22 protein-coding genes and 1 pseudogene are annotated in these 24248 nt (G+C 73.2%); 2 read left to right on the top strand and 21 right to left on the bottom strand.

Annotated features, from left to right (window positions below; genetic code table 11):
- Nucleotides 1-123 precede the first annotated feature (123 nt).
- On the bottom strand, nt 124-1056 hold the full coding sequence (gene fmt / locus ABZ836_RS13750; protein WP_361141946.1) for a methionyl-tRNA formyltransferase: 933 nt from the start codon (nt 1054-1056) through the stop codon (nt 124-126).
- Between the two features lie 226 nt (nt 1057-1282).
- Here fmt and ABZ836_RS13755 point away from each other — a divergent pair, with 226 nt between their 5' ends.
- Nucleotides 1283-1771 (top strand): hypothetical protein, encoded by a 489-nt coding sequence (locus tag ABZ836_RS13755; RefSeq protein WP_361141948.1) that lies wholly within the window; start codon nt 1283-1285, stop codon nt 1769-1771.
- Between the two features lie 77 nt (nt 1772-1848).
- On the opposite strand, the gene ABZ836_RS13760 is transcribed toward ABZ836_RS13755, so the two are convergent.
- From ABZ836_RS13760 to pyrR, 16 genes and pseudogenes are all read right to left on the bottom strand, one after another.
- Complete coding sequence (locus ABZ836_RS13760) at nt 1849-2685, bottom strand: hypothetical protein (RefSeq protein ID WP_361141950.1); 837 nt, start codon at nt 2683-2685, stop codon at nt 1849-1851.
- Nucleotides 2607-2966: a PadR family transcriptional regulator gene (locus ABZ836_RS13765; protein ID WP_361141952.1), complete on the bottom strand. Its 360-nt coding sequence runs from the start codon at nt 2964-2966 to the stop codon at nt 2607-2609. Before ABZ836_RS13765 ends, ABZ836_RS13760 begins: the two co-directional genes overlap by 79 nt.
- Nucleotides 2967-3134: 168 nt before the next feature.
- Nucleotides 3135-5288, bottom strand: a complete 2154-nt coding sequence (locus tag ABZ836_RS13770) for a primosomal protein N' (protein ID WP_361141954.1) — start codon at nt 5286-5288, stop codon at nt 3135-3137.
- A gap of 177 nt (nt 5289-5465) precedes the next feature.
- On the bottom strand, nt 5466-6674 hold the full coding sequence (gene metK, locus ABZ836_RS13775; RefSeq protein WP_356134045.1) for a methionine adenosyltransferase: 1209 nt from the start codon (nt 6672-6674) through the stop codon (nt 5466-5468).
- Nucleotides 6675-6868: 194 nt separating this feature from the next.
- On the bottom strand, nt 6869-8098 hold the full coding sequence (gene coaBC / locus ABZ836_RS13780; RefSeq protein WP_361141956.1) for a bifunctional phosphopantothenoylcysteine decarboxylase/phosphopantothenate--cysteine ligase CoaBC: 1230 nt from the start codon (nt 8096-8098) through the stop codon (nt 6869-6871).
- A 221-nt stretch (nt 8099-8319) separates the two neighbouring features.
- Entirely contained in the window at nt 8320-8604 is a 285-nt protein-coding gene (gene rpoZ, locus ABZ836_RS13785) for a DNA-directed RNA polymerase subunit omega (RefSeq protein WP_108957089.1), read from the bottom strand.
- 253 nt (nt 8605-8857) lie between these two features.
- A complete protein-coding gene (gene gmk / locus ABZ836_RS13790; protein ID WP_356134040.1) occupies nt 8858-9454 on the bottom strand; it encodes a guanylate kinase in 597 nt (198 codons plus the stop codon).
- Between the two features lie 37 nt (nt 9455-9491).
- Nucleotides 9492-9815 carry an integration host factor gene (locus tag ABZ836_RS13795; protein WP_108957087.1) on the bottom strand — a complete coding sequence of 108 codons (324 nt, stop codon included), beginning with the start codon at nt 9813-9815 and terminating at the stop codon, nt 9492-9494.
- A 301-nt stretch (nt 9816-10116) separates the two neighbouring features.
- Nucleotides 10117-10959: an orotidine-5'-phosphate decarboxylase gene (gene pyrF, locus ABZ836_RS13800; RefSeq protein ID WP_356134038.1), complete on the bottom strand. Its 843-nt coding sequence runs from the start codon at nt 10957-10959 to the stop codon at nt 10117-10119.
- Nucleotides 10960-11066: 107 nt separating this feature from the next.
- Nucleotides 11067-12170: pseudogene (locus ABZ836_RS13805) on the bottom strand (quinone-dependent dihydroorotate dehydrogenase); the annotation flags it as partial.
- 53 nt (nt 12171-12223) lie between these two features.
- Entirely contained in the window at nt 12224-15535 is a 3312-nt protein-coding gene (gene carB, locus ABZ836_RS13810) for a carbamoyl-phosphate synthase large subunit (protein ID WP_356134036.1), read from the bottom strand.
- Nucleotides 15528-16667, bottom strand: coding sequence for a glutamine-hydrolyzing carbamoyl-phosphate synthase small subunit (gene carA / locus ABZ836_RS13815; RefSeq protein WP_361141959.1), 1140 nt, complete (start codon nt 16665-16667; stop codon nt 15528-15530). Before carA ends, carB begins: the two co-directional genes overlap by 8 nt.
- Complete coding sequence (locus ABZ836_RS13820; protein ID WP_356134032.1) at nt 16664-17251, bottom strand: hypothetical protein; 588 nt, start codon at nt 17249-17251, stop codon at nt 16664-16666. The genes carA and ABZ836_RS13820 overlap by 4 nt, the downstream gene beginning before the upstream one ends.
- Nucleotides 17248-18537, bottom strand: a complete 1290-nt coding sequence (locus ABZ836_RS13825) for a dihydroorotase (RefSeq protein ID WP_361141961.1) — start codon at nt 18535-18537, stop codon at nt 17248-17250. The genes ABZ836_RS13820 and ABZ836_RS13825 overlap by 4 nt, the downstream gene beginning before the upstream one ends.
- A 26-nt stretch (nt 18538-18563) precedes the next feature.
- Nucleotides 18564-19529 (bottom strand): aspartate carbamoyltransferase catalytic subunit, encoded by a 966-nt coding sequence (locus tag ABZ836_RS13830; protein ID WP_361141963.1) that lies wholly within the window; start codon nt 19527-19529, stop codon nt 18564-18566.
- Nucleotides 19530-19619: 90 nt separating this feature from the next.
- Nucleotides 19620-20213 carry a bifunctional pyr operon transcriptional regulator/uracil phosphoribosyltransferase PyrR gene (gene pyrR, locus ABZ836_RS13835; RefSeq protein WP_356134026.1) on the bottom strand — a complete coding sequence of 198 codons (594 nt, stop codon included), beginning with the start codon at nt 20211-20213 and terminating at the stop codon, nt 19620-19622.
- Nucleotides 20214-20543: 330 nt separating this feature from the next.
- Here pyrR and bldD point away from each other — a divergent pair, with 330 nt between their 5' ends.
- Nucleotides 20544-21044 carry a transcriptional regulator BldD gene (gene bldD, locus ABZ836_RS13840; RefSeq protein ID WP_108957078.1) on the top strand — a complete coding sequence of 167 codons (501 nt, stop codon included), beginning with the start codon at nt 20544-20546 and terminating at the stop codon, nt 21042-21044.
- A 78-nt stretch (nt 21045-21122) separates the two neighbouring features.
- Here bldD and nusB read toward each other — a convergent pair whose 3' ends face one another.
- The 4 genes from nusB to ABZ836_RS13860 all read right to left on the bottom strand — a co-directional run bounded on the left by nusB (nt 21123) and on the right by ABZ836_RS13860 (nt 24222).
- Nucleotides 21123-21557, bottom strand: coding sequence for a transcription antitermination factor NusB (gene nusB, locus ABZ836_RS13845; protein WP_356134024.1), 435 nt, complete (start codon nt 21555-21557; stop codon nt 21123-21125).
- 2 nt (nt 21558-21559) lie between these two features.
- Complete coding sequence (gene efp / locus ABZ836_RS13850; protein ID WP_356134022.1) at nt 21560-22126, bottom strand: elongation factor P; 567 nt, start codon at nt 22124-22126, stop codon at nt 21560-21562.
- A 65-nt stretch (nt 22127-22191) separates the two neighbouring features.
- Complete coding sequence (locus tag ABZ836_RS13855) at nt 22192-23337, bottom strand: aminopeptidase P family protein (protein WP_356134020.1); 1146 nt, start codon at nt 23335-23337, stop codon at nt 22192-22194.
- A gap of 141 nt (nt 23338-23478) precedes the next feature.
- Entirely contained in the window at nt 23479-24222 is a 744-nt protein-coding gene (locus ABZ836_RS13860; protein WP_356134018.1) for an AAA family ATPase, read from the bottom strand.
- Between the last annotated feature and the right edge of the window lie 26 nt (nt 24223-24248).

Below are 24248 nucleotides of genomic sequence, written 5' to 3' on the forward strand. Positions count from 1 at the left end.
CGGCCGCCCCGCCGACGGGGCGGCCGGTCGGGGCAGACGGCCGAGGTGCGGCGGCCGGCCGAGGTACGGCGACGGGCCGCGGGCGGGCCGGCCGGCACGGGCCGGCACGGGCCGGGCGGCGGCTCAGGCGCCCAGGGTCTCCCCGGCGGCGATCCGGACGCCGCGGGCCCAGTCGGCGGCGCGCATCGGCTTCTTGCCCTGCGGCCGCACCCACACCAGCTCGACGGCGTGCGACCCGGTGCCGACGTACACGTTGTTCTTGCCCGCCGCGATCTCGCCGGGCGCCAGGTCGGTCCGGTCGGGGACCGCCGCGACCTGGGTGAGCTTCAGCCGCTCGCCGCGGAAGCTGGTCCAGGCGCCGGGCGCGGGGTTGCAGCCGCGCACCACCCGGTCCACCCGCAGGGCGGGGGCGGCCCAGTCGACCCGCGCGTCCTCCACCGTGATCTTGGGGGCGAGGCTGACGCCGTCGGCGGGCTGCGGGACCGGCTGGAGGGCGCCGTCCTCGATCCCGTCCATGGTGGCGGCGAGCAGCCCGGCGCCGGCCAGCGAGAGGCGGGTGAGCAGGTCGCCGGCGGTGTCGGTGGGGCGGACCGGCTCGGTGACGGTGCCGTAGACCGGTCCGGAGTCGAGGCCCTCCTCGATCAGGAAGGTGGACGCTCCGGTGATCTCGTCGCCCGCCATCACCGCGTGCTGCACCGGGGCGGCGCCGCGCCAGGCGGGCAGCAGCGAGAAGTGCAGGTTGACCCAGCCGTGGGCCGGGACGTCGAGGGCGACGCGGGGCAGCAGGGCGCCGTAGGCCACCACCGGGCAGCAGTCCGGGGCGATCTCGCGCAGCCGGGCGAGGAAGGCCTCGTCGCGCGGGGTGGCGGGCCTGAGCACCTCGATGCCGGCTTCCTCGGCGCGCTGGGCGACCGGGCTCGCCACCAGTCGGCGGCCCCGTCCGGCGGGCGCGTCGGGGCGGGTGACGACGGCGGCCACCTCGTGCCGCCCGGAGGCGATGAGTGCGTCCAGGGCGGGAAGGGCGACCTCGGGGGTGCCTGCGAAGACGAGCTTCATGGGTGGCGTGGGGCCTCTCGGGGCGGGAAGTGCGGGCGGCGCACCAGTCTAGGAGGCCCGGGGGCGGCTCCCGCGCGTGCGGCCCCGCCAGGGCGCGCGGCGGACACCGAGCGCCCCCGCGACCGTGACCCCGGGGGGCCGGACGCGTTGGTCAAAGGAGAGTTGACCACAACGGGCCGCCTTCGCCGCGGCCGATCCTTTCATCGCCGGTTCGAGAGGCTTGTTCATGGCCGACCACGCAACCCACGACGCCCAGGCTCGGGCCAGCCTGCACCTGCTGGTACGGGACATCGAGCGGGTCCGCCGGCAGGTGGACGCGCTGCGCACGCTCACCGCGCAGCTCGGGAACGTCTACCGCCCGCGCCGCACCGGTTCCTCCGCCGGCTTCGTCGTCTACGGACGGGCGCCCGCGCCGACGGTCCGCCTCGCGCAGGAGCTGCGCGACAGTGTCGAGACGCTGGTCACGGCGGCGGTGGACTTCGACCGGTCGCTGGGTTTCTCGTGGGACGCGGTGGGGTCCGCGCTGGGCGTCACCAAGCAGGCGGTGCACCGGCGTTACGGGGCGCGGAGGGCGGCGCAGCAGGCGGCCGCGGAGGCGGAGCGGTCCGCCCGGCAGCAGCCCTCGCCCCCGGGCGACCTGCCCACCGTCCCGCCGGCCCGTCAGCCCCTGCCCGACCGCCCGGCCCCCTTCCCCTCCCCTCGCAACGGCACCTGACGGGTCCCTCCCCGGCCCTGTCCGGCCCCCTGCGAGGCAGTCCGCAGGGGGCCGGGCGGGGCCGGCCGGGGCGTATGTCAGTGCGCTTCGGACTCCGGGGCGGGAGGCCGGCCCGGAAAGCGGGAGGCGTCGCGCATCTCCTGCCGTTGACGGGCGATGAGCCACGGGAGGGCGAGCAGCGTCACGGCCGCACCCGCGATCGCGCCGGTCACCATGCCGCCGCGCGCCCCCGACTCCTCCGGGGCCGTCAGCAGCAGGAGCACCGCGGCGGCGACGGCGAGCAGCGCGGCCGCCGGCCAGGCGTAGAGGCGCCGGGTGAAGTAGACGCTGCGGGCGGGTCGCCGGGGCGGGTCGTCCACGACGGCGGCGGGGCCGGCGGTGACGGCGATCGGCCGTTTGTAGTAGGCGAGGTACGACCAGTGGCCGCAGGGTTCCCAGCCGTCGGGTGCGAGCGAGGCCGCGTGCCGCGACCGGTCGCGGCGGTCGACGACGTCACGCCGGTACTCCCAGCGCTGGGCGGCGTTCCCGTCCCGGTGGCTGACGAACCGGCCCAGCCGGTCGACCTTCTCGATCTCCCAGCCCTGGGCGCCGAAGCGGTTCATCATGTCCTGGTCCGCGTAGGCGTCCACGGTCCAGACCCAGCGCTGGACGCCGGGTTCCGGAGCCTGCGGGCCGTGCCCGCCGGACGGGGCCGGGGCCAGCTCGCGGGCGAACTCGGCCGGCGGCCCGAACTCGGCCCGCGCGTCGGTTCCCGATTCCTCGGCGTATCCGCGCACTTCGGCGACCAGGGCGGCGGCGCGGTCCCGGGGCAGGCCCCGCTCCGCCAGGGCGCGGGTCAGCTCGCCGAACCAGTCGGCGCCGTCACCCCCGCGGCCGTCAGCGCGTTCCGCACCGTGGTGTGAAAGGTCATCCATGTCTCCCCCTCCTCCGCGAGGCAGGTCCGCCCCTCCGGCGTGAGCTCGTAGTAGCGCCGTCCCGGGCCGCGCTCGGCGGCGCGGAACTCCGCCCGCACCAGTCCCGCCGTCTCCAGCCGGTTGAGGACCGGGTAGAGGGTGCCGCCCCGGATGTGGCCCAGGCCGGCGTCGTCCAGCTTCTTGGCGATCTCGTAGCCGTAGCTCTCGCCGTCGACGAGGCAGGACAGCACGAGCAGATCGAGAACTCCCTTGAGCCAACTGGCTCTGCGGTCCGCAGCCATGCCCATATGACATCACTACCTAGTCAGCATGGCAACCTAGGTAGTGATGCCGACGGGAGGCACCCTTCTTCCGGTGCATGCCCGCGCACCCCGGCATGTGCCCGCGCACCCGGTGAGTGCCCGCACGTCCGGCGTGCGCCCTGGCCGCGCCGCCCCTCCCCCGTGGGGTCAGCCGATGTCCGGGGGGTCGATGCGGAGGCGGACCGGTGCGGCGCCGCCGCGGGCCATGCGGGTCGCCTGGGCGGACTTGAGGGCGGCGGCCAGGGCCGAGCCCCGCCCGGGCGGCACGCGCACGAGGACGCGCTCCCAGATCTCCCCCGGCGGCGGCGCCCCGCGTCGCACCGCGCGGCCCGCGGGCGTCACCGGCAGGGGCACCGGCCCGAGCACCTCCGCCTCCCCGGGCAGCTCCGCCGCGGCGACGAACTCCGCCACGGCCTCCGGCGGACCCGACACGGAAGCCATCCGGGAGACCGGCGGAAACCCGAGCTCCGCCCGTTCGGACAGCTCCCGCAGCGCGTGTCCCACCGGGTCCCACCGCACCAGCGCCTGCACGGGCCGCAGCGTCGGCTCGGCGATGACCACGACCGTGCCGCCGGCCTCCTGGCCCCGCACCAGCGCCGCCGCGGCGATCCACCGCCGCAGCGCCTCCTCGCCGGAGCGCAGGTCCTGGCGTCCCAGCATCGCCCAGCCGTCGAGCAGCAGCGCCGCCGCGTAGCCGCCCTCCGCGACCGGTTCGGCGCCGGGCGTGGACACCACCAGCGCCGGGGTGCCCGGCACGGTGTCGAGCACCTGCTCACGCCCCGACGTCCGCACCGGCACGGAGGGGAACGCCCGCCCCAGCTCCTCCGCGGTCCGCCGCGCGCCCACCACGCTGGCCCGCAGCCGGAACGCGCCGCACTCCGGGCAGTGCCACTCCGCCTCGGGCCGCCCGCACCAGCCGCAGGCCAGGCGGGTCTCGTCCTGCCCCTCCAGGGGGCCGGCGCAGTGCCGGCAGCGGGCGGGCGTGCGGCAGTTCGCGCAGGCGAGCCGCGGCACGTAACCGCGCCGCGGCACCTGCACCAGCACGGGGCCGTGCCGCAGGCCCTCGCGGGCGGTCTGCCAGGCCAGGGTGGGCAGCCGGGCCGCCCGGGCCGCCTCGTCGCGCGCCAGGTCCTGGTCCCCGACGGTCCGCACCAGCGGCGCGGCGGCCCGCACCAGGGACCGGTCGGCCACCAGGGGCCGCGCCCAGCCGCTCTCGACCAGCTGGGCGGCCTCCACCGTGGTGCTCCACGCCCCGAGCAGGAAGCCGCAGCGGTGGAGCGCGGCGCGCAGTTCCAGGACCTCGCGGGCGTGCGGCTGGGGGGCGTGCGGTTCGCTGTGGCTGCCGTCGCCGTCGTCCCAGAGCGCGACCAGCCCGAGGTCGCGGACGGGCGCGAACATGGCGGCGCGGGTGCCCACGACCGCGCGCACCGAACCGCGCCGCACCGCGAGCCACTGCCGGTACCGCTTCTCGGGGCCGGCGTCGGCGGTCAGCAGCACGTGGCGGCCCTCGCCCAGCAGTGCGGTCAGCGCCGCGTCGACCCGGGCGGCGGCGCGCCCGTCGGGGACCACGACCAGCGCGCCCCGCCCGGAGGCGAGCGTGGCGGCGACCGCGCGGGCGGTCTCCTCGCTCCAGGCGGGGCCCGGCAGGGCGTTCCACACGGCGCGCGGGGAGCCGCCCGCCGCCAGGCTCCGCAGGAACGCCGGCCCCTGCTCGTACCGGCTCCAGGTGCCGGGGGCGGGGGCCGGGGGCGGCGGCAGCGGGTCGGGCGAGGGGTCGCGCTCCGCGGTGGCGTTGCGGGGCGGGACGGCGAGCTGGAGGACGTCGGCGAGGCTGCCGGCGTAGCGGTCGGCGACGGCCCGGCAGAGCGTGAGCAGCTCGGGGCCGAGGACCGGCTCGGGCGACACGACCTGCGCGAGGGCGGCGAGGGGGCCGCTGTAGTCGGACTCGGCGAGGCGCTCGACGATGAAGCCGTCGACCAGGCCGCCGCCCTCCCTGCGGCCGCCGCGCACCCGGTTGCGGCCCGCGCCGAACCGGACCCGGACCCGGACGCCCGGCCGGGCGTCGGCGTCGAGCTCGGCGGGGACGGCGTAGTCGAAGTAGCGGTCCAGGTGCAGGACGCCCTTGTCGACGAGGACGCGGGCCACGGGCAGCCGCTCCGCGACGGGCGCGCCGCGCCAGGTCCTGGGCTTGGCCTTGGGGGCCTTCGCCTTCCCTTCGCGGACGCTCTCCCGGATGAGCGCGAGCTGCTCGGGCGGCGCGCCGTCCGCGCCGTCCTCCCGGGGGGTCTTCTCGCTGCTCACGCCGCCATTCTTCCACCGGGCTCCGACAACGACGCCCTGCACGGTGACCGACTCCCCGCCGGCCGACGGCGCGGTGCCCCGGCACGTTCGGCGGCCGCGCCCACGGCCGAGGCCCGGCCCCCGTCGGACGGGGAACCGGGCCTCGGTCGCGCGAAGGCGGGTGCGCAGGGCGGGAAACTACACCCCGGCGGCCTTCTTCAGGGCGTCCACGCGGTCCGTGCGCTCCCAGGTGAAGTCGGGCAGCTCACGGCCGAAGTGGCCGTACGCCGCCGTCTGGGCGTAGATCGGACGGAGCAGGTCCAGGTCGCGGATGATCGCGGCGGGACGCAGGTCGAAGACCTCGCCGATGGCGGCCTGGATCTTCTCCACGCCGACCTTCTCGGTGCCGAAGGTCTCGACGAACAGACCCACCGGCTCGGCCTTGCCGATCGCGTACGCCACCTGCACCTCGCACCGCGAGGCGAGACCGGCCGCGACGACGTTCTTGGCGACCCAGCGCATCGCGTACGCGGCGGAGCGGTCCACCTTGGACGGGTCCTTGCCGGAGAAGGCGCCGCCGCCGTGGCGGGCCATGCCGCCGTACGTGTCGATGATGATCTTGCGGCCGGTGAGGCCGGCGTCGCCCATGGGGCCGCCGATCTCGAAGCGCCCGGTCGGGTTGACCAGCAGGCGGTAGCCCTCGGTCTCCAGCTTGATGCCGTCGTCGGAGAGCGCCTTCAGCTCCGGCTCCACCACGTACTCGCGGATGTCCGGGGTGAGCAGCGAGTCCAGGTCGATGTCCGAGGCGTGCTGCGAGGAGACGACCACGGTGTCCAGGCGGACCGCCTTGTCGCCGTCGTACTCGATGGTGACCTGGGTCTTGCCGTCCGGGCGCAGGTAGGGGATGGTCCCGTTCTTGCGCACGTCCGACAGACGCTTCGACAGGCGGTGCGCCAGGAAGACCGGCAGCGGCATGAGGGTCGGCGTCTCGTCGGAGGCGTAGCCGAACATCAGGCCCTGGTCGCCCGCGCCCTGCTTGTCCAGCTCGTCGTCATCACCCTCGACGCGCGCCTCGTAGGCGGCGTCGACACCCTGGGCGATGTCGGGGGACTGCGCGCCGATGGAGACCGACACGCCGCAGGAGGCCCCGTCGAAGCCCTTCTTCGAGGAGTCGTACCCGATCTCGAGGATCTTGTCGCGCACCAGCTGCGGGATCGGGGCGTAGGCCTTGGTGGTGACCTCGCCGGCGACATGCACCAGGCCGGTGGTGATCAGCGTCTCGACGGCGACCCGGGAGGTGGGGTCCTCACGCAGCAGCGCGTCGAGAATCGTGTCGCTGATCTGGTCAGCGATCTTGTCGGGGTGACCTTCGGTCACGGACTCCGAGGTGAACAGGCGACGGGACACAACGCTCCCTGGGTTTGCAGCGGCTGCTGGCTGAATTCTTGGCGACGGCACGGGGCTGCTGCCCGGACGTCCGGCACAGTCTAGTCGGTTCCGCCCGACTGGCGGGCCACCGATCTCACCCTACGGGCGGCGGAGCGCCGGACGAGCCGTGACGTTCGGGACATTCCGCCGCTCACCAGGGTCCCGGGTGTAGATCATCCGCCCAGCCGCCCGGCGACCAGGTCCCAGACGACGTCCGCGAGGTCCTCCTTGGGACCGTGCGGCACGGGCGTCTCGCCGCCGTCCGCGCCGAGCACCAGGGCCTCGTTCTCCTCCGAGCCGAAGGTGAGGTTCTCCCCCACCTGGTTGACGACGAGGAAGTCGCAGCCCTTGCGCTTCAGCTTGGCCCGGCCGTTGGCCACCACGTCGTCGGTCTCGGCGGCGAAGCCGACGACCACCTGGCCGGGGCGGGCCCGCTCGGCGGAGATCTCCGCCAGCACGTCGGGGTTGCGGACCAGGGCGACCGGCTCCGGCTCCTGGCCGTCCTTCTTCTTGATCTTGCTCTCGGCGTGGACGGCGGGCCGGAAGTCGGCGACGGCGGCGGCCATCACCACCGCGTCGGCGTCCCCGGCGGCCCGCAGGACGGCCTCCCGCAGCTCGACGGCGGTGCCGACGCGGACCACGTCCACCCCCGCCGGGTCGGGCAGTGCGGTGTTGGCGGCGACGAGGGTGACCCGGGCGCCGCGGGCGGCGGCGGTCCTGGCGAGGGCGTAGCCCTGCTTGCCGGAGGAGCGGTTGCCGAGGAACCGGACCGGGTCCAGCGGCTCACGGGTGCCGCCGGCGCTGATCACCACATGGCGTCCGGCCAGGTCGGCGGCGGCCGCGCCGCGGACCAGGACCCGGCGGCAGACCTCGAAGATCTCCACCGGGTCGGGGAAGCGTCCCTTGCCGGTGTCGACGCCCGTCAGCCGGCCCACGGCCGGCTCGATCACCACGGCGCCGCGGCGGCGCAGTGTGGCCACGTTCTCCTGGGTGGCCGGGTGCTCCCACATCTCGGTGTGCATGGCCGGGGCGAAGACCACCGGGCAGCGGGCGGTCAGCAGGGTGTTGGTGAGGAGGTCGTCGGCGAGGCCGTGGGCGGCCTTGGCGAGCATGTCCGCGGTGGCGGGGGCGACCACGACCAGGTCGGCGTGCTGCCCGATGCGCACGTGCGGCACCTCGTGGACGGACTCCCACACCTCGGCGGAGACCGGGTTGCCGGAGAGCGCCGACCAGGTGGGGGCGCCGACGAACTGCAGCGCGGAGGCGGTGGGCACCACCCGGACGTCGTGGCCGGACTCGGTGAACCGCCGCAGCAGTTCGCACGCCTTGTAGGCGGCGATGCCGCCACTGACGCCCAGGACGATCCGGGGCCGGCCGTCCGTCTCGTGCACCGTCGTGTCCACCGTGTCTCTCCCTGAAGTGACTGTCTGCGCAGTGACTGCCTGCGCAGTGACTGCCTGCGTGCCCTGAAGTGACTGCCTGCGTGGTCCGAGCCTACGGGGGCGCCGGGCCGTCCCCGCGGGGACCGGGGCAGACCACAGGCCCGGCAGTGCGACTGCCGGGCCTGTGGCCGGTGCTGTTCTCCGCCGGAGGCGGGGTGGCTCCGCGGGGCGGAGCCGGCGCCTCAGCGCGTGGGGTCCGTCGCCGGGCCGTCGACGGCCTCGGAGGTGAGCAGACCGGCGTTGATCTCGCGCAGGGCGATCGAGAGGGGCTTCTCGTGGACGTGGGTGTCGACGAGCGGGCCCACGTACTCGAGGAGGCCCTCACCGAGCTGCGAGTAGTACGCGTTGATCTGGCGGGCACGCTTGGCCGCGTAGATCACCAGGCTGTACTTCGAGTCGGTGGCCTCGAGGAGCTCGTCGATCGGCGGGTTGATGATGCCCTCGGGCGCGGTCATGGAAGAGGACACGCTCTGACCTTCCGATAAGGGTGAATGAGATCTGGAAGCTCTCCCGCCTGGATCACTCCGGCGGGGTTGGCGGGCACCGGGTGCCCGTCCCACGACGGTCCTCCCGACCGCCGGACAGGTCCGTGACCTGCCGCGTGCCGGCCTGCGCGTGACGTGCGCGTGCGGCCGACACCCCGGAGTATAGCTTCGCGGGCGGGCGATCCGCGCAGCGTACCCCGGACCCGCCCCTCGCGCGAGGGGCGGCCGGGGTGCGTCAGGCGGCGCCCATGAGGGCCAGCAGCTCCCGCGCCACGGCGTCCACGGAGGTGTTGACCAGGGTGACGTCGAACTCGGGCTCGGCCGCGAGTTCCACCTTGGCGGCGTCGAGACGGCGCTCGATCACCTCGGCGGACTCCGTGCCGCGCCCGGTCAGCCGGCGCACCAGCTCCTCCCAGGAGGGCGGCGCGAGGAACACCAGCTGGGCCTGCGGCATGGACGCGCGCACCAGGCGCGCGCCCTGGAGGTCGATCTCGAGGAGGACCGGCTTGCCCGCCTCCAGCCGCTCCATCACCGCGGCACGCGGGGTGCCGTAGCGGTTGCCGGCGAACTCGGCCCACTCCAGCAGCTCACCGTTGGCGATCATCTTGTCCATCTCCTCGTCGGTGACGAAGAAGTAGTGGACACCGTCCTGCTCGCCCGGCCGGGGCTTGCGGGTCGTCGCCGACACGGAGAGCCACACGTCGGGGTGTTCGTTGCGCATATGGGCGACGACCGTGCTCTTGCCGACCCCGGAGGGGCCGGAGAGCACGGTCAGACGCGGACGTACGTCCTGGGGGACGGGGGTGGTCGTCCCCCGGGGTGTTGCAGCCATGCGCCGATTATTCCAGTAATCCCGGGCGGACCGGGACTCAGGAGGCGCTGCCGCCGAACTCCCGCTCCAGGGAGGCGATCTGGTTGGAACCCAGGCCACGCACCCGGCGGCTCTCGGAGATGCCGAGTCGCTCCATGATCTGCTTGGCGCGGACCTTGCCCACGCCGGGCAGCGACTCGAGCAGGGCGGAGACCTTCATCTTGCCGATGACGTCGTTCTCCTGGCCCTGCTTGATCACCTCGTGCAGGGAGGCGCCGGAGTGCTTGAGTCGATTCTTGACCTCGGCCCGCTCCCGGCGAGCCGCGGCGGCCTTTTCGAGCGCGGCTGCGCGCTGTTCGGGGGTAAGGGGCGGAAGAGCCACGCCTACGTCACCTCGGATGTCGAACTGTCGGATACGGACCGGTGAGGAACTCGCTTGCCCCACACCCGGTGAGCCACACACCACAGTTGGCCTGTGGCTCTGCTCGGAGACTAGCGGTCCGGGCCGCGAGAGTCAGCGAGAACGACGGAAAAGTCCTGGTCAGACTGAGTAGCGGGCCCAAAGCGGCCGACATTTGCGACAAACCGGAGCGGTTTTGCGCGCCGGAAGGCGGGGATATGGACCGGGCGCGTCCGCCGCGGGGGGCCTTCCCCGCGGCGGAGGCGTGTTCCTCGGCGTGTCGTCAGCCCGCCACGGCCGTGCGGATCTCGTCCGCGAACCGTCCTGCGGCGTCGCGCAGCGCCCCGGTGGACGGGCCCTCGCGCAGCACGCCGCGGCTGACGTTGGGGACGACGTTGCGCACCGCGGTCCCGAAGACCCGCGGCAGGTCGGCCGGGGTCGCGCCCTGGGCGCCGATGCCGGGGGCCAGCAGGGGGCCGTTGACGTCCAGGTCGTAGGAGGACAGGTCGCCGAGGGTGGCGCCCACCACCGCGCCGAACGAGCCCAGCGGCTCCTGGCCGGCGTTCTCCTCGGCCAGGTGGGCCAGCATGGTCGCGCCGACCCCGCGGCCGTCCTCGCGGACCGCGTGCTGGACCTCGCCGCCCTCGGGGTTGGAGGTGAGGGCCAGGACGAACAGCCCGGCGCCGTTCTCCCTCGCCGTCTCCACGGCGGGCGCGAGGGAGCCGTAGCCGAGGTAGGGCGAGACGGTCAGGGCGTCGGAGAACAGCGGGGCGTCCTTGCGCAGGAACGACTCCGCGTAGGCGGCCATGGTGGAGCCGATGTCGCCGCGCTTGGCGTCCATCACCACCAGGGCGCCCGCGGCGCGGGCCTCCTCGACGGACTTCTCCAGGACCGCGAGCCCGCGGGAGCCGAACCGCTCGAAGAAGGCGATCTGCGGCTTGAGGACGGCGACCCGGTCGGCCAGCGCCTCCACGACGGTGCGGCTGAACCGTTCGAGCCCGGCGACGTCGTCCGCCAGGCCCCAGGAGCCGAGGAGCGAGGCGTGCGGGTCGATGCCGACGCAGAGCGGGCCGCGCTCGTCCATGGCGCGGCGCAGGCGTGCGCCGAAGGGTTCCAGGTGGCTCATGCGGCGTTCCCCTTCTTCACGGTCGTCACGTCGTTCGCGGCCTTCGCGTCGTTCGCGGTCTTCGCGTCGTTCGCGGTCTTCGCGTCGTTCGCGGTCTTCGCGTCGTTCGCGGTCGTCCGGACGTCGGCGCCGACCGCCTCGGCGAGCGTGGCGTAGGGGCTCTGGCGCAGGCGCCGGGCCAGGCCCAGGTGGATCGAGCGGGCCCACAGGGGCCCTTCGTAGATGAAGGCGCTGTAGCCCTGGACGAGCGTGGCGCCGGCCAGGATGCGCTTCCAGGCGTCCTCGGCCGTCTCGACGCCGCCGACGCCGACCAGGGTGATCCGGTCGCCGACGCGGGCGTACAGGCGGCGCAGGACCTCCAGGGAGCGCTCCTTGAGCGGGGCGCCGGACAGGCCGCCGGTCTCCTGCACCACGGCGGGCGAGGACCTGAGGCCCAGCCCGGCCCGGGCGATGGTGGTGTTGGTGGCGATGATGCCGTCCAGCCCGAGTTCGACGGCCAGGTCGGCGACGGCGTCGACGTCCTCGTCGGCGAGGTCGGGGGCGATCTTCACCAGCAGCGGGACGTGCCGCTCGGTGACCGTGCGGTCGGCGGCCTCGCGGACGGCGGTGAGCAGCGGGCGCAGCGCCTCGGTCGCCTGGAGGTTGCGCAGGCCGGGGGTGTTGGGCGAGGAGACGTTGACGACCAGGTAGTCGGCGTGGCGGGCCAGCCGTTCGGCGGACTTCACGTAGTCGGCGGCGGCCTCCTCCTCGGGGACGGCCTTGGTCTTGCCGATGTTGACGCCGACGACCGGCTTGAAGACCGGCTGCCGGGCGGCCAGGCGCGCGGCGACGGCGGCGGAGCCGTCGTTGTTGAAGCCCATCCGGTTGATCAGCGCGCGGTCCGCCACCAGGCGGAAGAGGCGCCTCCTCGGGTTGCCGGGCTGGGCCTCGCCGGTGACCGTGCCGATCTCGACGTGGTCGAAGCCGAGCATGGCCATGCCGTCGATGGCGACGGCGTTCTTGTCGAAGCCGGCGGCCAGGCCGAACGGGCCGTGCATCCGCAGGCCGAACGCCTCGGTGCGCAGCTCGGTGTACCGCGGGGCGAGCCGGGCGGCGAGGAAGGTGCGCAGCACGGGGATCCGGGCGGCCACGCGGATCCAGCGGAAGGCGAGGTGGTGGGCGTTCTCCGGGTCCATCCGGGAGAACACCAGGCGGAAGAACAGCTTGTACATGGAAAGGGGCTCCTCATGAGGAGGGGGACACCTTCCGGTGTCCCCCTCGTCGGTCACTGTCCGCGCGACGCGGTCAGCTGTTCCGCGTGTTCCTGCAGGGAGCGGACCGAGACGTCGCCCTGGGTGAGGGCGTCGATGCCCTGCACCGCGGCGGCGAGCGCCTGGACGGTGGTGAGGCAGGGCACGCCGCGGGCCACGGAGGCGGTGCGGATGTCGTAGCCGTCGAGGCGGCCGCCGGTGCCGAACGGGGTGTTGACGATGAGGTCGACCTGGCCGTCGTGGATCAGCTGGACGATCGTCTTCTCGCCGTTAGGGCCCTCGCCCTCGGACTGCTTGCGCACCACGGTGGCGGGGATGCCGTTGCGGCGCAGCACCTCGGCGGTGCCGGAGGTGGCGAGCAGCTCGAAGCCGTGCTGGACGAGCTCCCGCGCGGGGAAGATCATCGAGCGCTTGTCCCGGTTGGCGACCGAGATGAAGGCGCGGCCCTTGGTGGGCAGCGGGCCGTAGGCGCCGGCCTGCGACTTGGCGTAGGCGGTGCCGAAGACCGAGTCGATGCCCATGACCTCGCCGGTGGAGCGCATCTCCGGGCCGAGGACGGTGTCCACGCCGCGGCCGTGCACGTCGCGGAAGCGCGACCACGGCATCACGGCCTCCTTGACGGAGATCGGCGCGTCCAGCGGCAGGTCGCCGCCGTCGCCGTTCGCCGGGAGCAGGCCCTCGGCGCGCAGCTCGGCGATGGTGGCGCCGAGCGAGATGCGGGCGGCGGCCTTGGCCAGGGGCACCGCGGTGGCCTTCGAGGTGAAGGGCACGGTGCGCGAGGCGCGCGGGTTGGCCTCGAGGACGTAGAGGATGTCGCCCGAGAGCGCGAACTGGATGTTGATCAGGCCGCGGACGCCGACGCCCTTGGCGATGGCCTCGGTGGAGGCGCGCAGCCGCTTGATGTCGTAGCCGCCGAGGGTGATCGGGGGCAGGGCGCACGCCGAGTCGCCGGAGTGGATGCCGGCCTCCTCGATGTGCTCCATGACGCCGCCGAGGTAGAGCTCGGTGCCGTCGTAGAGGGCGTCGACGTCGATCTCCACCGCGTCGTCGAGGAAGCGGTCGACCAGGACCGGGCGGTCCGGGGAGATCTCGGTGGACTCGGCGATGTACGCCTCGAGGCGGGACTCCTCGTAGACGATCTCCATGCCGCGGCCGCCGAGCACGTAGGACGGGCGGACCAGGACCGGGTAGCCGATCTCGTCGGCGATCCGCTTGGCCTCGGCGAAGGTGGTGGCGGTGCCGTGCTTGGGGGCGGGCAGGCCGGCCTCGGCGAGGACGCGGCCGAAGGCGCCGCGGTCCTCGGCGGCGTGGATCGCCTCCGGGGAGGTGCCGACGACGGGCACGCCGTTGTCCTTGAGGGCCTGGGACAGGCCCAGCGGGGTCTGGCCGCCGAGCTGGACGACCACACCGGCGACCGGGCCCGCCTGCTGCTCGGCGTGGACGATCTCCAGGACGTCCTCCAGGGTGAGCGGCTCGAAGTAGAGCCGGTCGGAGGTGTCGTAGTCGGTGGAGACGGTCTCCGGGTTGCAGTTGACCATCACGGTCTCGTACCCGGCGTCGCTGAGGGCGAAGGAGGCGTGGACGCAGGAGTAGTCGAACTCGATGCCCTGGCCGATGCGGTTGGGGCCGGAGCCCAGGATGATCACCGCGGCGCGCTCGCGCGGGGCGACCTCGCTCTCCTCGTCGTAGGAGGAGTAGAAGTACGGGGTCCTCGCGGCGAACTCGGCGGCGCAGGTGTCGACCGTCTTGTAGACCGGGCGGACGCCGAGGGCGTGGCGGACCTGGCGGACGACGTCCTCGCGCAGGCCGCGGATCTCGCCGATCTGCTGGTCGGAGAAGCCGTGGCGCTTGGCCTCGGCGAGCAGGTCGGGGGTGAGCTCGGGGGCGGCGGCGAGCTCGTCGGCGAGCTCCTTGATCAGGAAGAGCTGGTCCACGAACCACGGGTCGATCCTCGTGGACGCGAAGACCTCCTCGGGGGTGGCGCCGGCCCGGATGGCCTGCATCACGGTGTTGATGCGGCCGTCGGTGGGCCGCACGGCCTCCCGCAGCAGCTCGTCCTTGTCGCCCGGCTCGCCGGTGAAGGCGAACTGGCTGCCCTTCTTCTCCAGGGAGCGCAGGGCCTTCTGGAGGGCCTCGGTGAAGTTGCGGCCGATCGCCATGGCCTCGCCCACCGACTTCATGGTGGTGGTGAGGGTGGAGTCGGCGGAGGGGAACTTCTCGAAGGCGAAGCGGGGCGCCTTGACCACGACGTAGTCGAGCGTGGGCTCGAAGGAGGCCGGGGTCTGCTCGGTGATGTCGTTGGGGATCTCGTCCAGCGTGTAGCCGACGGCCAGCTTGGCGGCGATCTTGGCGATCGGGAAGCCGGTGGCCTTGGAGGCGAGCGCGGAGGAGCGGGAGACGCGGGGGTTCATCTCGATGACGATGACCCGGCCGTCGGCGGGGTTGACGGCGAACTGGATGTTGCAGCCGCCGGTGTCGACGCCGACCTCGCGGATCACGGCGATGCCGATGTCCCGCAGGATCTGGTACTCGCGGTCGGTGAGGGTCATCGCCGGGGCGACGGTGATGGAGTCGCCGGTGTGGACGCCCATCGGGTCGAAGTTCTCGATGGAGCAGACGACCACGACGTTGTCGTTCTTGTCGCGCATCAGCTCCAGCTCGTACTCCTTCCAGCCGAGGATGGACTCCTCCAGGAGCACCTCGGTGGTCGGGGAGAGCGTCAGGCCCTGGCCGGCGATGCGGCGCAGCTCCTCCTCGTCGTGGGCGAAGCCGGAGCCGGCGCCGCCCATGGTGAAGGAGGGGCGCACGACGACCGGGTAGCCGCCGAGGGTCTCGACGCCGGCGAGGACGTCGTCCATGGAGTGGCAGATGACCGAGCGGGCGGACTCGCCGTGGCCGATCTTCTTGCGGACCTCCTCGACGACGACCTTGAACTGCTCGCGGTCCTCGCCCTTGTGGATGGCCTCGACGTTGGCGCCGATCAGCTCCACGCCGTACTTGGCGAGCGTGCCGTTCTCGTGGAGGGAGATCGCGGTGTTGAGCGCGGTCTGGCCGCCGAGCGTGGGCAGGAGCGCGTCGGGGCGCTCCTTGGCGATGATCTTCTCGACGAATTCGGGGGTGATCGGCTCGACGTAGGTGGCGTCGGCGATCTCCGGGTCGGTCATGATCGTCGCCGGGTTGGAGTTCACCAGGACGACCCGCAGGCCCTCGGCCTTGAGGACGCGGCACGCCTGGGTTCCGGAGTAGTCGAACTCCGCGGCCTGGCCGATGACGATCGGGCCGGAGCCGATGACCAGGACGGACTGGATATCGGTGCGCTTAGGCACGCTGGCCCTCCATCAGGGAAACGAAGCGGTCGAACAGGTAGGCGGCGTCGTGGGGGCCCGCTGCCGCTTCGGGGTGGTACTGGACGCTGAACGCCGGCCGGTCGAGGAGCTGCAGGCCCTCGACCACGTTGTCGTTGAGGCAGACGTGGGAGACCTCGGCGCGGCCGAAGGGGGTGTCGGAGACGGTGTCGAGCGGGGCGTCGACGGCGAATCCGTGGTTGTGGGCGGTGACCTCGACCTTGCCGGTGGTGCGGTCCTGGACCGGCTGGTTGATGCCGCGGTGGCCGTACTTCAGCTTGTAGGTGCCGAAGCCGAGGGCGCGGCCGAGGATCTGGTTGCCGAAGCAGATGCCGAAGAGCGGGGTGGAGCGCTCGAGCACGCCCCGCATCAGCTCGACGGGGTGGTCGGCGGCCTGGGGGTCGCCGGGGCCGTTGGAGAAGAACACGCCGTCGGGGCCGACGGCGTAGATCTCGTCGAGGGTGGCGGTGGCGGGCAGGACGTGCACCTCGATGCCGCGCTCGGCCATCCGGTAGGGGGTCATGCCCTTGATGCCGAGGTCGACGGCGGCGACGGTGTACTTCTTCTCGCCCTGCGCCGGGACGACGTACGCCTCGGTGGTGGCGACCTCCTCGTAGAGGCTGGCGCCCTTCATCGGGGCGGCCTCGCGGACCTTGGCGAGCATGGCCTCCTCGGTGGCGACGGCGTCGCCGGAGAAGATGCCGACGCGCATGGCGCCGCGCTCGCGCAGGTGGCGGGTGAGGGCGCGGGTGTCGATGCCGCTGATGCCGACGACGCCCTGCTCCGAGAGCTCGTCGTCGAGGGTGCGGCGGGAGCGCCAGCTGGAGGGCACCCGGGCGGGGTCGCGGACGACGTAGCCGGCGACCCAGATCTTCCAGGACTCGCGGTCCTCGTCGTTGATGCCGGTGTTGCCGACGTGGGGCGCCGTCATCACGACCACCTGGCGGTGGTACGACGGGTCGGTGAGGGTCTCCTGGTAGCCGGTCATGCCGGTGGAGAACACGGCCTCGCCGAAGGTCTCCCCCACGGCCCCGTAGGCGCGGCCGCGGAAGATCCGGCCGTCCTCCAGGACGAGTACTGCGGGAGCCTTGGCTCCCCTGGTGGAGGTCGTCATCGTGCGCCTTCCGTCTGCTTCTTGTGCTGTTCGATCATGTCGTTGAGGGCGGTGACCCACGCGGGGTGTTCGGCCGAACGGTCGGAGCGGAAGCCGGAGTCGATCAGCCGGTCGCCCAGTTCCCAGGTCACCACCAGCAGGCCGCCCTCGGTGAGGACCTTGCCGGCGATGCCCTTGTCGAGCCGGGCCTCGCGGAGCTGCCCGGCGGGGACGAAGAAGTCGTTCGCGCCGGGGCGCCCGACGACCAGTCCGGTGCCGGTGAGGGTGAGCTCGGCCCGGCTCCGGGTGCCCAGGCCGTGGGCGACGATCCGGTCGAGCCACTGACCGGCGTGGGTGGAGCCGTGGTAGCGGCCGCTCAGGGTCAGCTTCGCCTCGCCCGGCTCGGCGGGGGCCTGGGGCAGCTCGGGGAGGTCGCTCTGGAGGGTGGCCCGCCACTTCCAGCCCTCGCGCATCAGCCAGTAGAGGAGCGCGACGAACAGGGCGAGACCTACCACCCAGGCGATGCGGCCCGGCCAGTTGGTGACCTCGGCCGACTTGCGTTCGGCCTCGGCGGCGAGGTGGAGGAGGGTGGTGGTGGTCGTCACGCGAGCTTCCCGTCGGAGTAGGTGGCCTTGCCCCGCAGCCACGTGTGGGTGACACGGCCCGGCAGCTCACGGCCCTCGTACGGGGTGTTGCGGCTGCGGGAGGCGAAGCCCGCGGGGTCCACGTCTCCACGGTATGCGGTGTCGACCAGCGTCAGGTTCGCGGGCTCACCGACCGCCACCGGCCGGCCGTGGCCCCTGGCCCGGCCGATCCGGGCGGGCGCGGCGGACATCCGGTCGGCGACGCCGGCCCAGTCCAGCAGCCCGGTCTCCACCATGGTCTCCTGCACCACGGACAGGGCGGTCTCCAGGCCGACCATGCCCATGGCGGCCGCGGCCCACTCGCAGTCCTTGTCCTCGTGCGGGTGCGGGGCGTGGTCGGTGGCGACGATGTCGATCGTGCCGTCGGCCAGGGCCTCGCGCAGGGCCATCACGTCGCGCTCGGTGCGCAGCGGCGGGTTGACCTTGTAGACGGGGTTGTAGCTGCGGACCATCTCGTCGGTGAGCAGCAGGTGGTGGGGGGTGACCTCGGCGGTGACGTCGATGCCGCGGGACTTGGCCCAGCGGACGATCTCGACGGAGCCGGCCGTGGACAGGTGGCAGATGTGGACGCGGGAGCCGACGTGCTCGGCGAGCAGGACGTCGCGGGCGATGATCGACTCCTCGGCCACCGCCGGCCAGCCGCCGAGGCCGAGCTCGGCGGAGACCACGCCCTCGTTCATCTGGGCGCCCTCGGTGAGCCGGGGCTCCTGGGCGTGCTGGGCGACGACGCCGCCGAAGGCCTTCACGTACTCCAGGGCGCGGCGCATGATCACCGCGTCGTGGACGCACTTGCCGTCGTCGGAGAAGACGGTGACGCCGGCCGCGGACTCGTGCATCGCGCCCAGTTCGGCGAGCTTCTCGCCCTCCAGGCCGACGGTGACGGCGCCGATGGGCTGGACGTCGCAGTAGCCGTGCTCCTGGCCGAGGCGGTACACCTGCTCGACCACGCCGGCGGTGTCGGCGACGGGGAAGGTGTTGGCCATCGCGTACACCTGGGTGTAGCCGCCCTTGGCGGCGGCGCGGGTGCCGGTGAGGACCGTCTCGGAGTCCTCGCGGCCGGGCTCCCGCAGGTGGGTGTGGAGGTCGACCAGGCCCGGCAGGAGGACCTTGCCGTCCGCCTCGACCACGTTCTCGACGCCCTCGGTCTCCAGGCCGGATCCGATCGCGGCGACGGTGGCGCCGTCGATCAGTACGTCCTGCGGCTCGCCGCCCAGCACGCGCGCACCGCGGATCAGGGTCTTGCTCATGGGTTCTGCCTTTCCTCGGTACGGCTTCACTGGCCGGGCGTGGGCTCGTTGGCGTTGCCGCCGAGCAGGAGGTAGAGGACCGCCATCCGGGTGAAGACGCCGTTGGCGACCTGCTCGGTGACGGTGCAGCGGTCGGAGTCGGCGACCTCGGCGGTGATCTCCATGCCGCGGACCATCGGGCCGGGGTGCATCACGATGGCGTGGTCGGGCATCTTCGCCATCCGGTCGGCGTCCAGGCCGTAGCGGCGGGAGTACTCGCGCTCGGTGGGGAAGAAGGCGGCGTTCATCCGCTCGCGCTGGACGCGGAGCATCATCACGGCGTCGGCCTTGGGGAGCGCGGAGTCGAGGTCGTAGGAGATCTCGCAGGGCCAGGTCCCGGCGCCGACCGGCAGCAGGGTCGGCGGGGCGACCAGGGTGACGTGCGCGCCGAGCGTGTGCAGCAGGTCGACGTTGGAGCGGGCGACCCTGCTGTGCAGGACGTCGCCGACGATGGTGACGTGCTTGCCGGCCAGGTCCTGGCCGAGGCCGGCGTCCGGGCCGATCAGGCGGCGGCGCATGGTGAAGGCGTCCAGCAGGGCCTGGGTGGGGTGCTGGTGGGTGCCGTCGCCGGCGTTGATCACCGGGGCGTCGATCCACCCGGAGGTCGCCAGGCGGTAGGGGGCACCGGAGGCGCTGTGGCGGATGACCACGGCGTCCACGCCCATCGCGGCCAGCGTCTGGGCGGTGTCCTTGAGGGACTCGCCCTTGGAGACGCTGGAGCCCTTGGCGGCGAAGTTGATGACGTCGGCGGACAGCCGCTTCTCGGCGGCCTCGAAGGAGATCCGGGTGCGGGTCGAGTCCTCGAAGAAGAGGTTGCAGACGGTGCGGCCGCGCAGGGCGGGCAGCTTCTTGACCGTGCGGTCCCCGACCCGGGCCATCTCCTCGGCGGTGTCGAGGATGTGGACGGCGTCGTCGCGGGTGAGGTCGGCGGCCGAGATGAGGTGGCGCTTCATCGGGCAGGCTCCGTGGGAAGGATCATCTGGGAGATTTCGGGCGCGGGCGGACGCGCGTGGGCGCCGGGTGGCGCGGGCACGCGAGGGGGTCTACTGCCGTTCGCCCTGGGTGGCCTGCTTGGTCCCGAGCAGCACGGTGTCGCGACCGTCCTCCTCGGCGAGCAGCACCTTGACCGTCTCCCGCAGCGACGTGGGGAGGTTCTTGCCGACGTAGTCGGCGCGGATCGGCAGTTCGCGGTGGCCCCGGTCGACGAGGACCGCGAGCTGCACGGCGCGCGGGCGGCCGATGTCGTTCAGCGCGTCGAGGGCGGCGCGCACCGAGCGGCCGGAGAAGAGCACGTCGTCGACGAGGACGACCAGGCGGCCGTCGATGCCGTCACCGGGGATCTCGGTGCGGGCGAGCGCTCTGGGGGGCTGGAGCCGCAGGTCGTCGCGGTACATGGTGATGTCGAGGGAGCCGACGGGGATCTTCCGCCCGGTGATCTCCTCGAGCTTGTCGGCGATCCGCCGGGCGAGGTAGACGCCCCTGGTCGGGATGCCGAGCAGCACGACGTCCTCGGCGCCCTTGGCGCGTTCGACGATCTCGTGCGCGATGCGGGTCAGAACCCGCGCGATGTCCTGGGCCTCGAGCACGGCACGTGCGTCGGACCCCTGCGCCGCCGAGGCGGAGCTGTTCGTGTCCATACGAAAAGGACCTCCTTCTCCGCCTCACGGGACGGACTTTAAAGGACGTCGTGTTTACGGCCCCTACCCTAACAGGCCCCCGATCGCGCCCGGCGACACCCCTCCCACCGGCCCCGCGCCCGCTCGTCTCACCCGCACGGAGTAATCAGGCGCACCGATCATCGAACCGTCGGTCCGGACCATTCCGCTTGACGGGGCAGCGTAACGCTGCGTAACCTTACAGTGAGTTACCAACCGTGCGGCACGCCGGGCGGGCGCCGGGCGCGAACCGCGTCACCACCGCCCGCCCCGTACGCGCACCGCACGCGACGCCGACTGTCCGGGAGCTTTATGTCCAGCGAATACGCAAAGCAGCTCGGGGCCAAGCTCCGGGCCATCCGCACCCAGCAGGGGCTCTCCCTCCACGGTGTGGAGGAGAAGTCCCAGGGCCGCTGGAAGGCCGTCGTGGTCGGTTCCTACGAGCGCGGCGACCGCGCCGTGACCGTGCAGCGCCTCGCCGAGCTGGCGGACTTCTACGGTGTCCCCGTCCAGGAGCTGCTCCCCGGCACCACGCCGGGCGGCGCCGCCGAGCCCCCGCCGAAGCTGGTCCTCGACCTCGAGCGGCTCCAGCACGTCCCGGTGGAGAAGGCCGGCCCGCTGCAGCGCTACGCGGCGACCATCCAGTCCCAGCGCGGCGACTACAACGGCAAGGTGCTCTCCATCCGCCAGGACGACCTGCGCACCCTGGCCGTCATCTACGACCAGTCCCCCTCGGTCCTCACCGAGCAGCTGATCAGCTGGGGCGTCCTGGACGCCGACGCGCGCCGCGCGGTCGCGCACGAGGAGAGCTGACCTCCCTCGGGAACACCGAAGGGCCCCCAGCGTCACGCTGGGGGCCCTTCGCCGTGAGCTCCGTGCCGAGGCCGTGGCTCAGGCCTCTTCCCGCCGCAGCGAGGACTTGAGGTCCTTCAGCCGGCCCAGCAGTCCGTTCACGAACGCGGGCGAGTCGTCGGTCGAGAATTCCTTGGCCAGCTGCACCATCTCGTCCAGCACGACGGCGTCCGGCGTGCCGTCCACCCAGATCAGCTCGTAGGCGCCGAGCCGCAGGATGTTGCGGTCGACGACCGGCATCCGGTCCAGGGTCCAGTCCACGGCGTACTGGGCGATCAGCTCGTCGATCCGGCGGATGTGGTCCGCGTATCCCTCGACCAGCTCCATCGTGTACTCGCTCACCGGCGGCTGCCGGGGATCGTTCCGGGAGTGCCGGACCCAGTCGGCGAGGACGGACAGCACGTCGACGCCGCGCTGGTCGGCCTCGAAGAGGATCTGGAAGGCGCGCTTGCGGGCCGTGTTACGGGCAGCCACGGTTAGCTGTTCACCCGGCCGAGGTAGTCGCTCGTGCGGGTGTCGACCTTGATCTTCTCGCCCGTGGTGATGAAGAGCGGGACCTGGATCTGGTGACCGGTCTCCAGGGTGGCGGGCTTGGTCCCACCGGTGGAGCGGTCGCCCTGGACGCCCGGCTCGGTCTCCTGGACGACCAGCTCGACGGCGGCCGGCAGCTCGACGAAGAGCACCTCGCCCTCGTGCTGGGCGACGACGGCGGTGAAGCCCTCGACCAGGAAGTTGGCGGCGTCGCCGACGGCCTTGCGGTCGACCATCAGCTGGTCGTAGGTGTCCATGTCCATGAACACGAAGTACTCGCCGTCCATGTACGAGAACTGCATGTCGCGCTTGTCAACGGTGGCCGTCTCGACCTTGACGCCGGCGTTGAAGGTCTTGTCGACGACCTTGCCGGAGAGCACGTTCTTGAGCTTGGTGCGCACGAAGGCCGGGCCCTTGCCGGGCTTGACGTGCTGGAACTCGACGACGGACCAGAGCTGGCCGCCTTCGAGCTTGAGCACCATGCCGTTCTTGAGGTCGTTCGTGGAAGCCACGGTTGCGGAATCTCCTGGACTGACGTGGACGACCCCGGGGCGGCAGGTGCGCGGCGGCCCGGAGGCTACAGCGCGAGCAGCTCCTTGGTCGTGATGGTGAGTAGCTCGGGTCCGCCGTCCGCCTCGGGGCGTACGACGAGCGTGTCATCGATCCGGACCCCGCCCCGACCGGGGAGGTGAACCCCCGGCTCGACGGTGACCGGCACGCAAGCGTCCAGTTTACCCATGGCCGCGGGGGCCAACTGCGGGTCCTCCGCGATTTCCAGTCCCACACCGTGTCCGGTGCGGGCCGGCAGGGCGCTGCCGTACCCCGCGGACGACAGCACATGGCGTGCGGCCCGGTCCACCTCTCGGTGTTCGACGCCTGGTGCGAGCGCCTCACGGCCGGCCCGCTGGGCGGCGAAGACCACGTCGTACAGCTCGATCTGCCAGTCCGCGGGGGTGGTGCCGATGACGAAGGTCCGGCCGATCTCGCACCGGTAGCCGCGGTAGGTGGCGCCCATGCAGACGGAGAGGAAGTCGCCCTCCTCGACCCGGCGGTCGGTGGGCCGGTGGCCCGGCCGGCCCGCGTGGGGGCCGGTGGCCACGGAGGTGGGGAACGCCGGACCGTCGGCCCCGTGGTCGACCAGGCGGCGCTCCAGCTCCAGGGCGAGGTGACGCTCGGTGCGGCCGACCAGGATGGACTCCAGCAGCTCCCCCAGCGCCTGGTCGGCGATCTCGGCGCCGGCGCGCAGGCAGGAGATCTCCTCCTCGTCCTTGACCACGCGCATCTGCTCCACGGACGCGCCCAGGTCGGTGAGCCGCAGGCGGGGGGCGACGGAACCGATGGCGCGGTGGCGGGCGACGGTGAGGTGGTGCTCCTCCACGGCGAGGGAGTCCACGCCGCCCTCCTCGGCGGCCAGTCCGGCGGCGGCCACCGCGGCGTCGCCGCCCTCCGGGGAGAGGCTGCCGCCGAGCGGCCGGATCCGCAGCAGGTCGTCGGGGCGGCCGCCCTCGCGGGCGCCGGAGGGCTGCGGGTCCTCCAGGGGATGGGGGCACAGCAGCACGTCCTCCGCGCCGTCACGCGGAGCGAGGAGCAGTACGGCGCCCGGTGGGGCGGCCCCGGCGAGGTAGCGCACGTTGGCGGGACGGGTGACCAGCGCGGCCGCGCTGCCGACCGCGTGGCAGCGTTCCCTCAGCCGCGCCCGGCGGGCGGCGAACACCTCTGGCATGGCCCGAGCGTATGTTCCGGCGCGCGGGGGCGCGTCCTGAACGCCGCCGGTCGGGGGGCGCGGGCGCCCGGGCCCGTCCGGCGGACCGTCAAGCGCGTGTCCGGGGCCCGCGCCCGCCCGTGGGGGCCGCGGCGTCCGCCGTCACCACTGCGGCGGCGCGGCGATGGAGCGGGCGAGGACGTCGTCGAGGAGCGCGGCGGTGGTGGGGACGTCCATCTGGGAGTTGTCGATGATGGGCAGGCCCGAGCCGTACCAGCCGGCCATCCGCCCGTGGATGCGGGCGACCTCCTCGTCGGTGAGCCGCCGGTTGCCCGAGCGCTGGGCGTTGCGCTCCAGCACGACCTCCAGGCCCGGCAGCAGGACCACCGGCAGCAGCCCGGGGCCGACGTGCCGCTTCCAGCCGCCGAGCCCGACGACCGGCCGGTCCGGGAAGACGGCGTCGTCGATCACGCAGGAGATGCCGTTGGCGAGGAAGTTGCGCGCGGCGAAGCCGCAGGTGCGGCGGGCCAGGCGGTACTGGGTCTCGGACTGCTCGTTCCAGCCGGTCTGCGGGTCGGCGAAGCCGGAGCGGACCCACTCGCGGACGTCGTCCAGGCTGATGTGGGCGGTGGACACCCGGCGGTGGTCGGCCCAGTACTTGGCGACGCTGGTCTTGCCCGCTCCGGCGGGGCCGATGAGCAGCACCGCGAGGGTCGCCGTCCGCGGGTCCGGGGGCGGCGGCGCCACCGCGTGGACACCGCCCGGGGCCAGGGGGGCCGCCTGCGGGTGCACGGGACCGCCCTGGGGCAAGGGCATCTGCCCGGTCGCCTCGGGCGCCTGCCCCGTCCAGGCGGTCTGCCCGGGCCCGTGGGGCGGCGGCAGTTCGGACCCCACCGCGTGCTGCATGCCTGCCACTCCGTCTCGTGGTCGCA

This window comes from Streptomyces sp. NPDC047130 (assembly GCF_040643475.1).
Classification (GTDB): Bacteria; Actinomycetota; Actinomycetes; order Streptomycetales; family Streptomycetaceae; genus Streptomyces.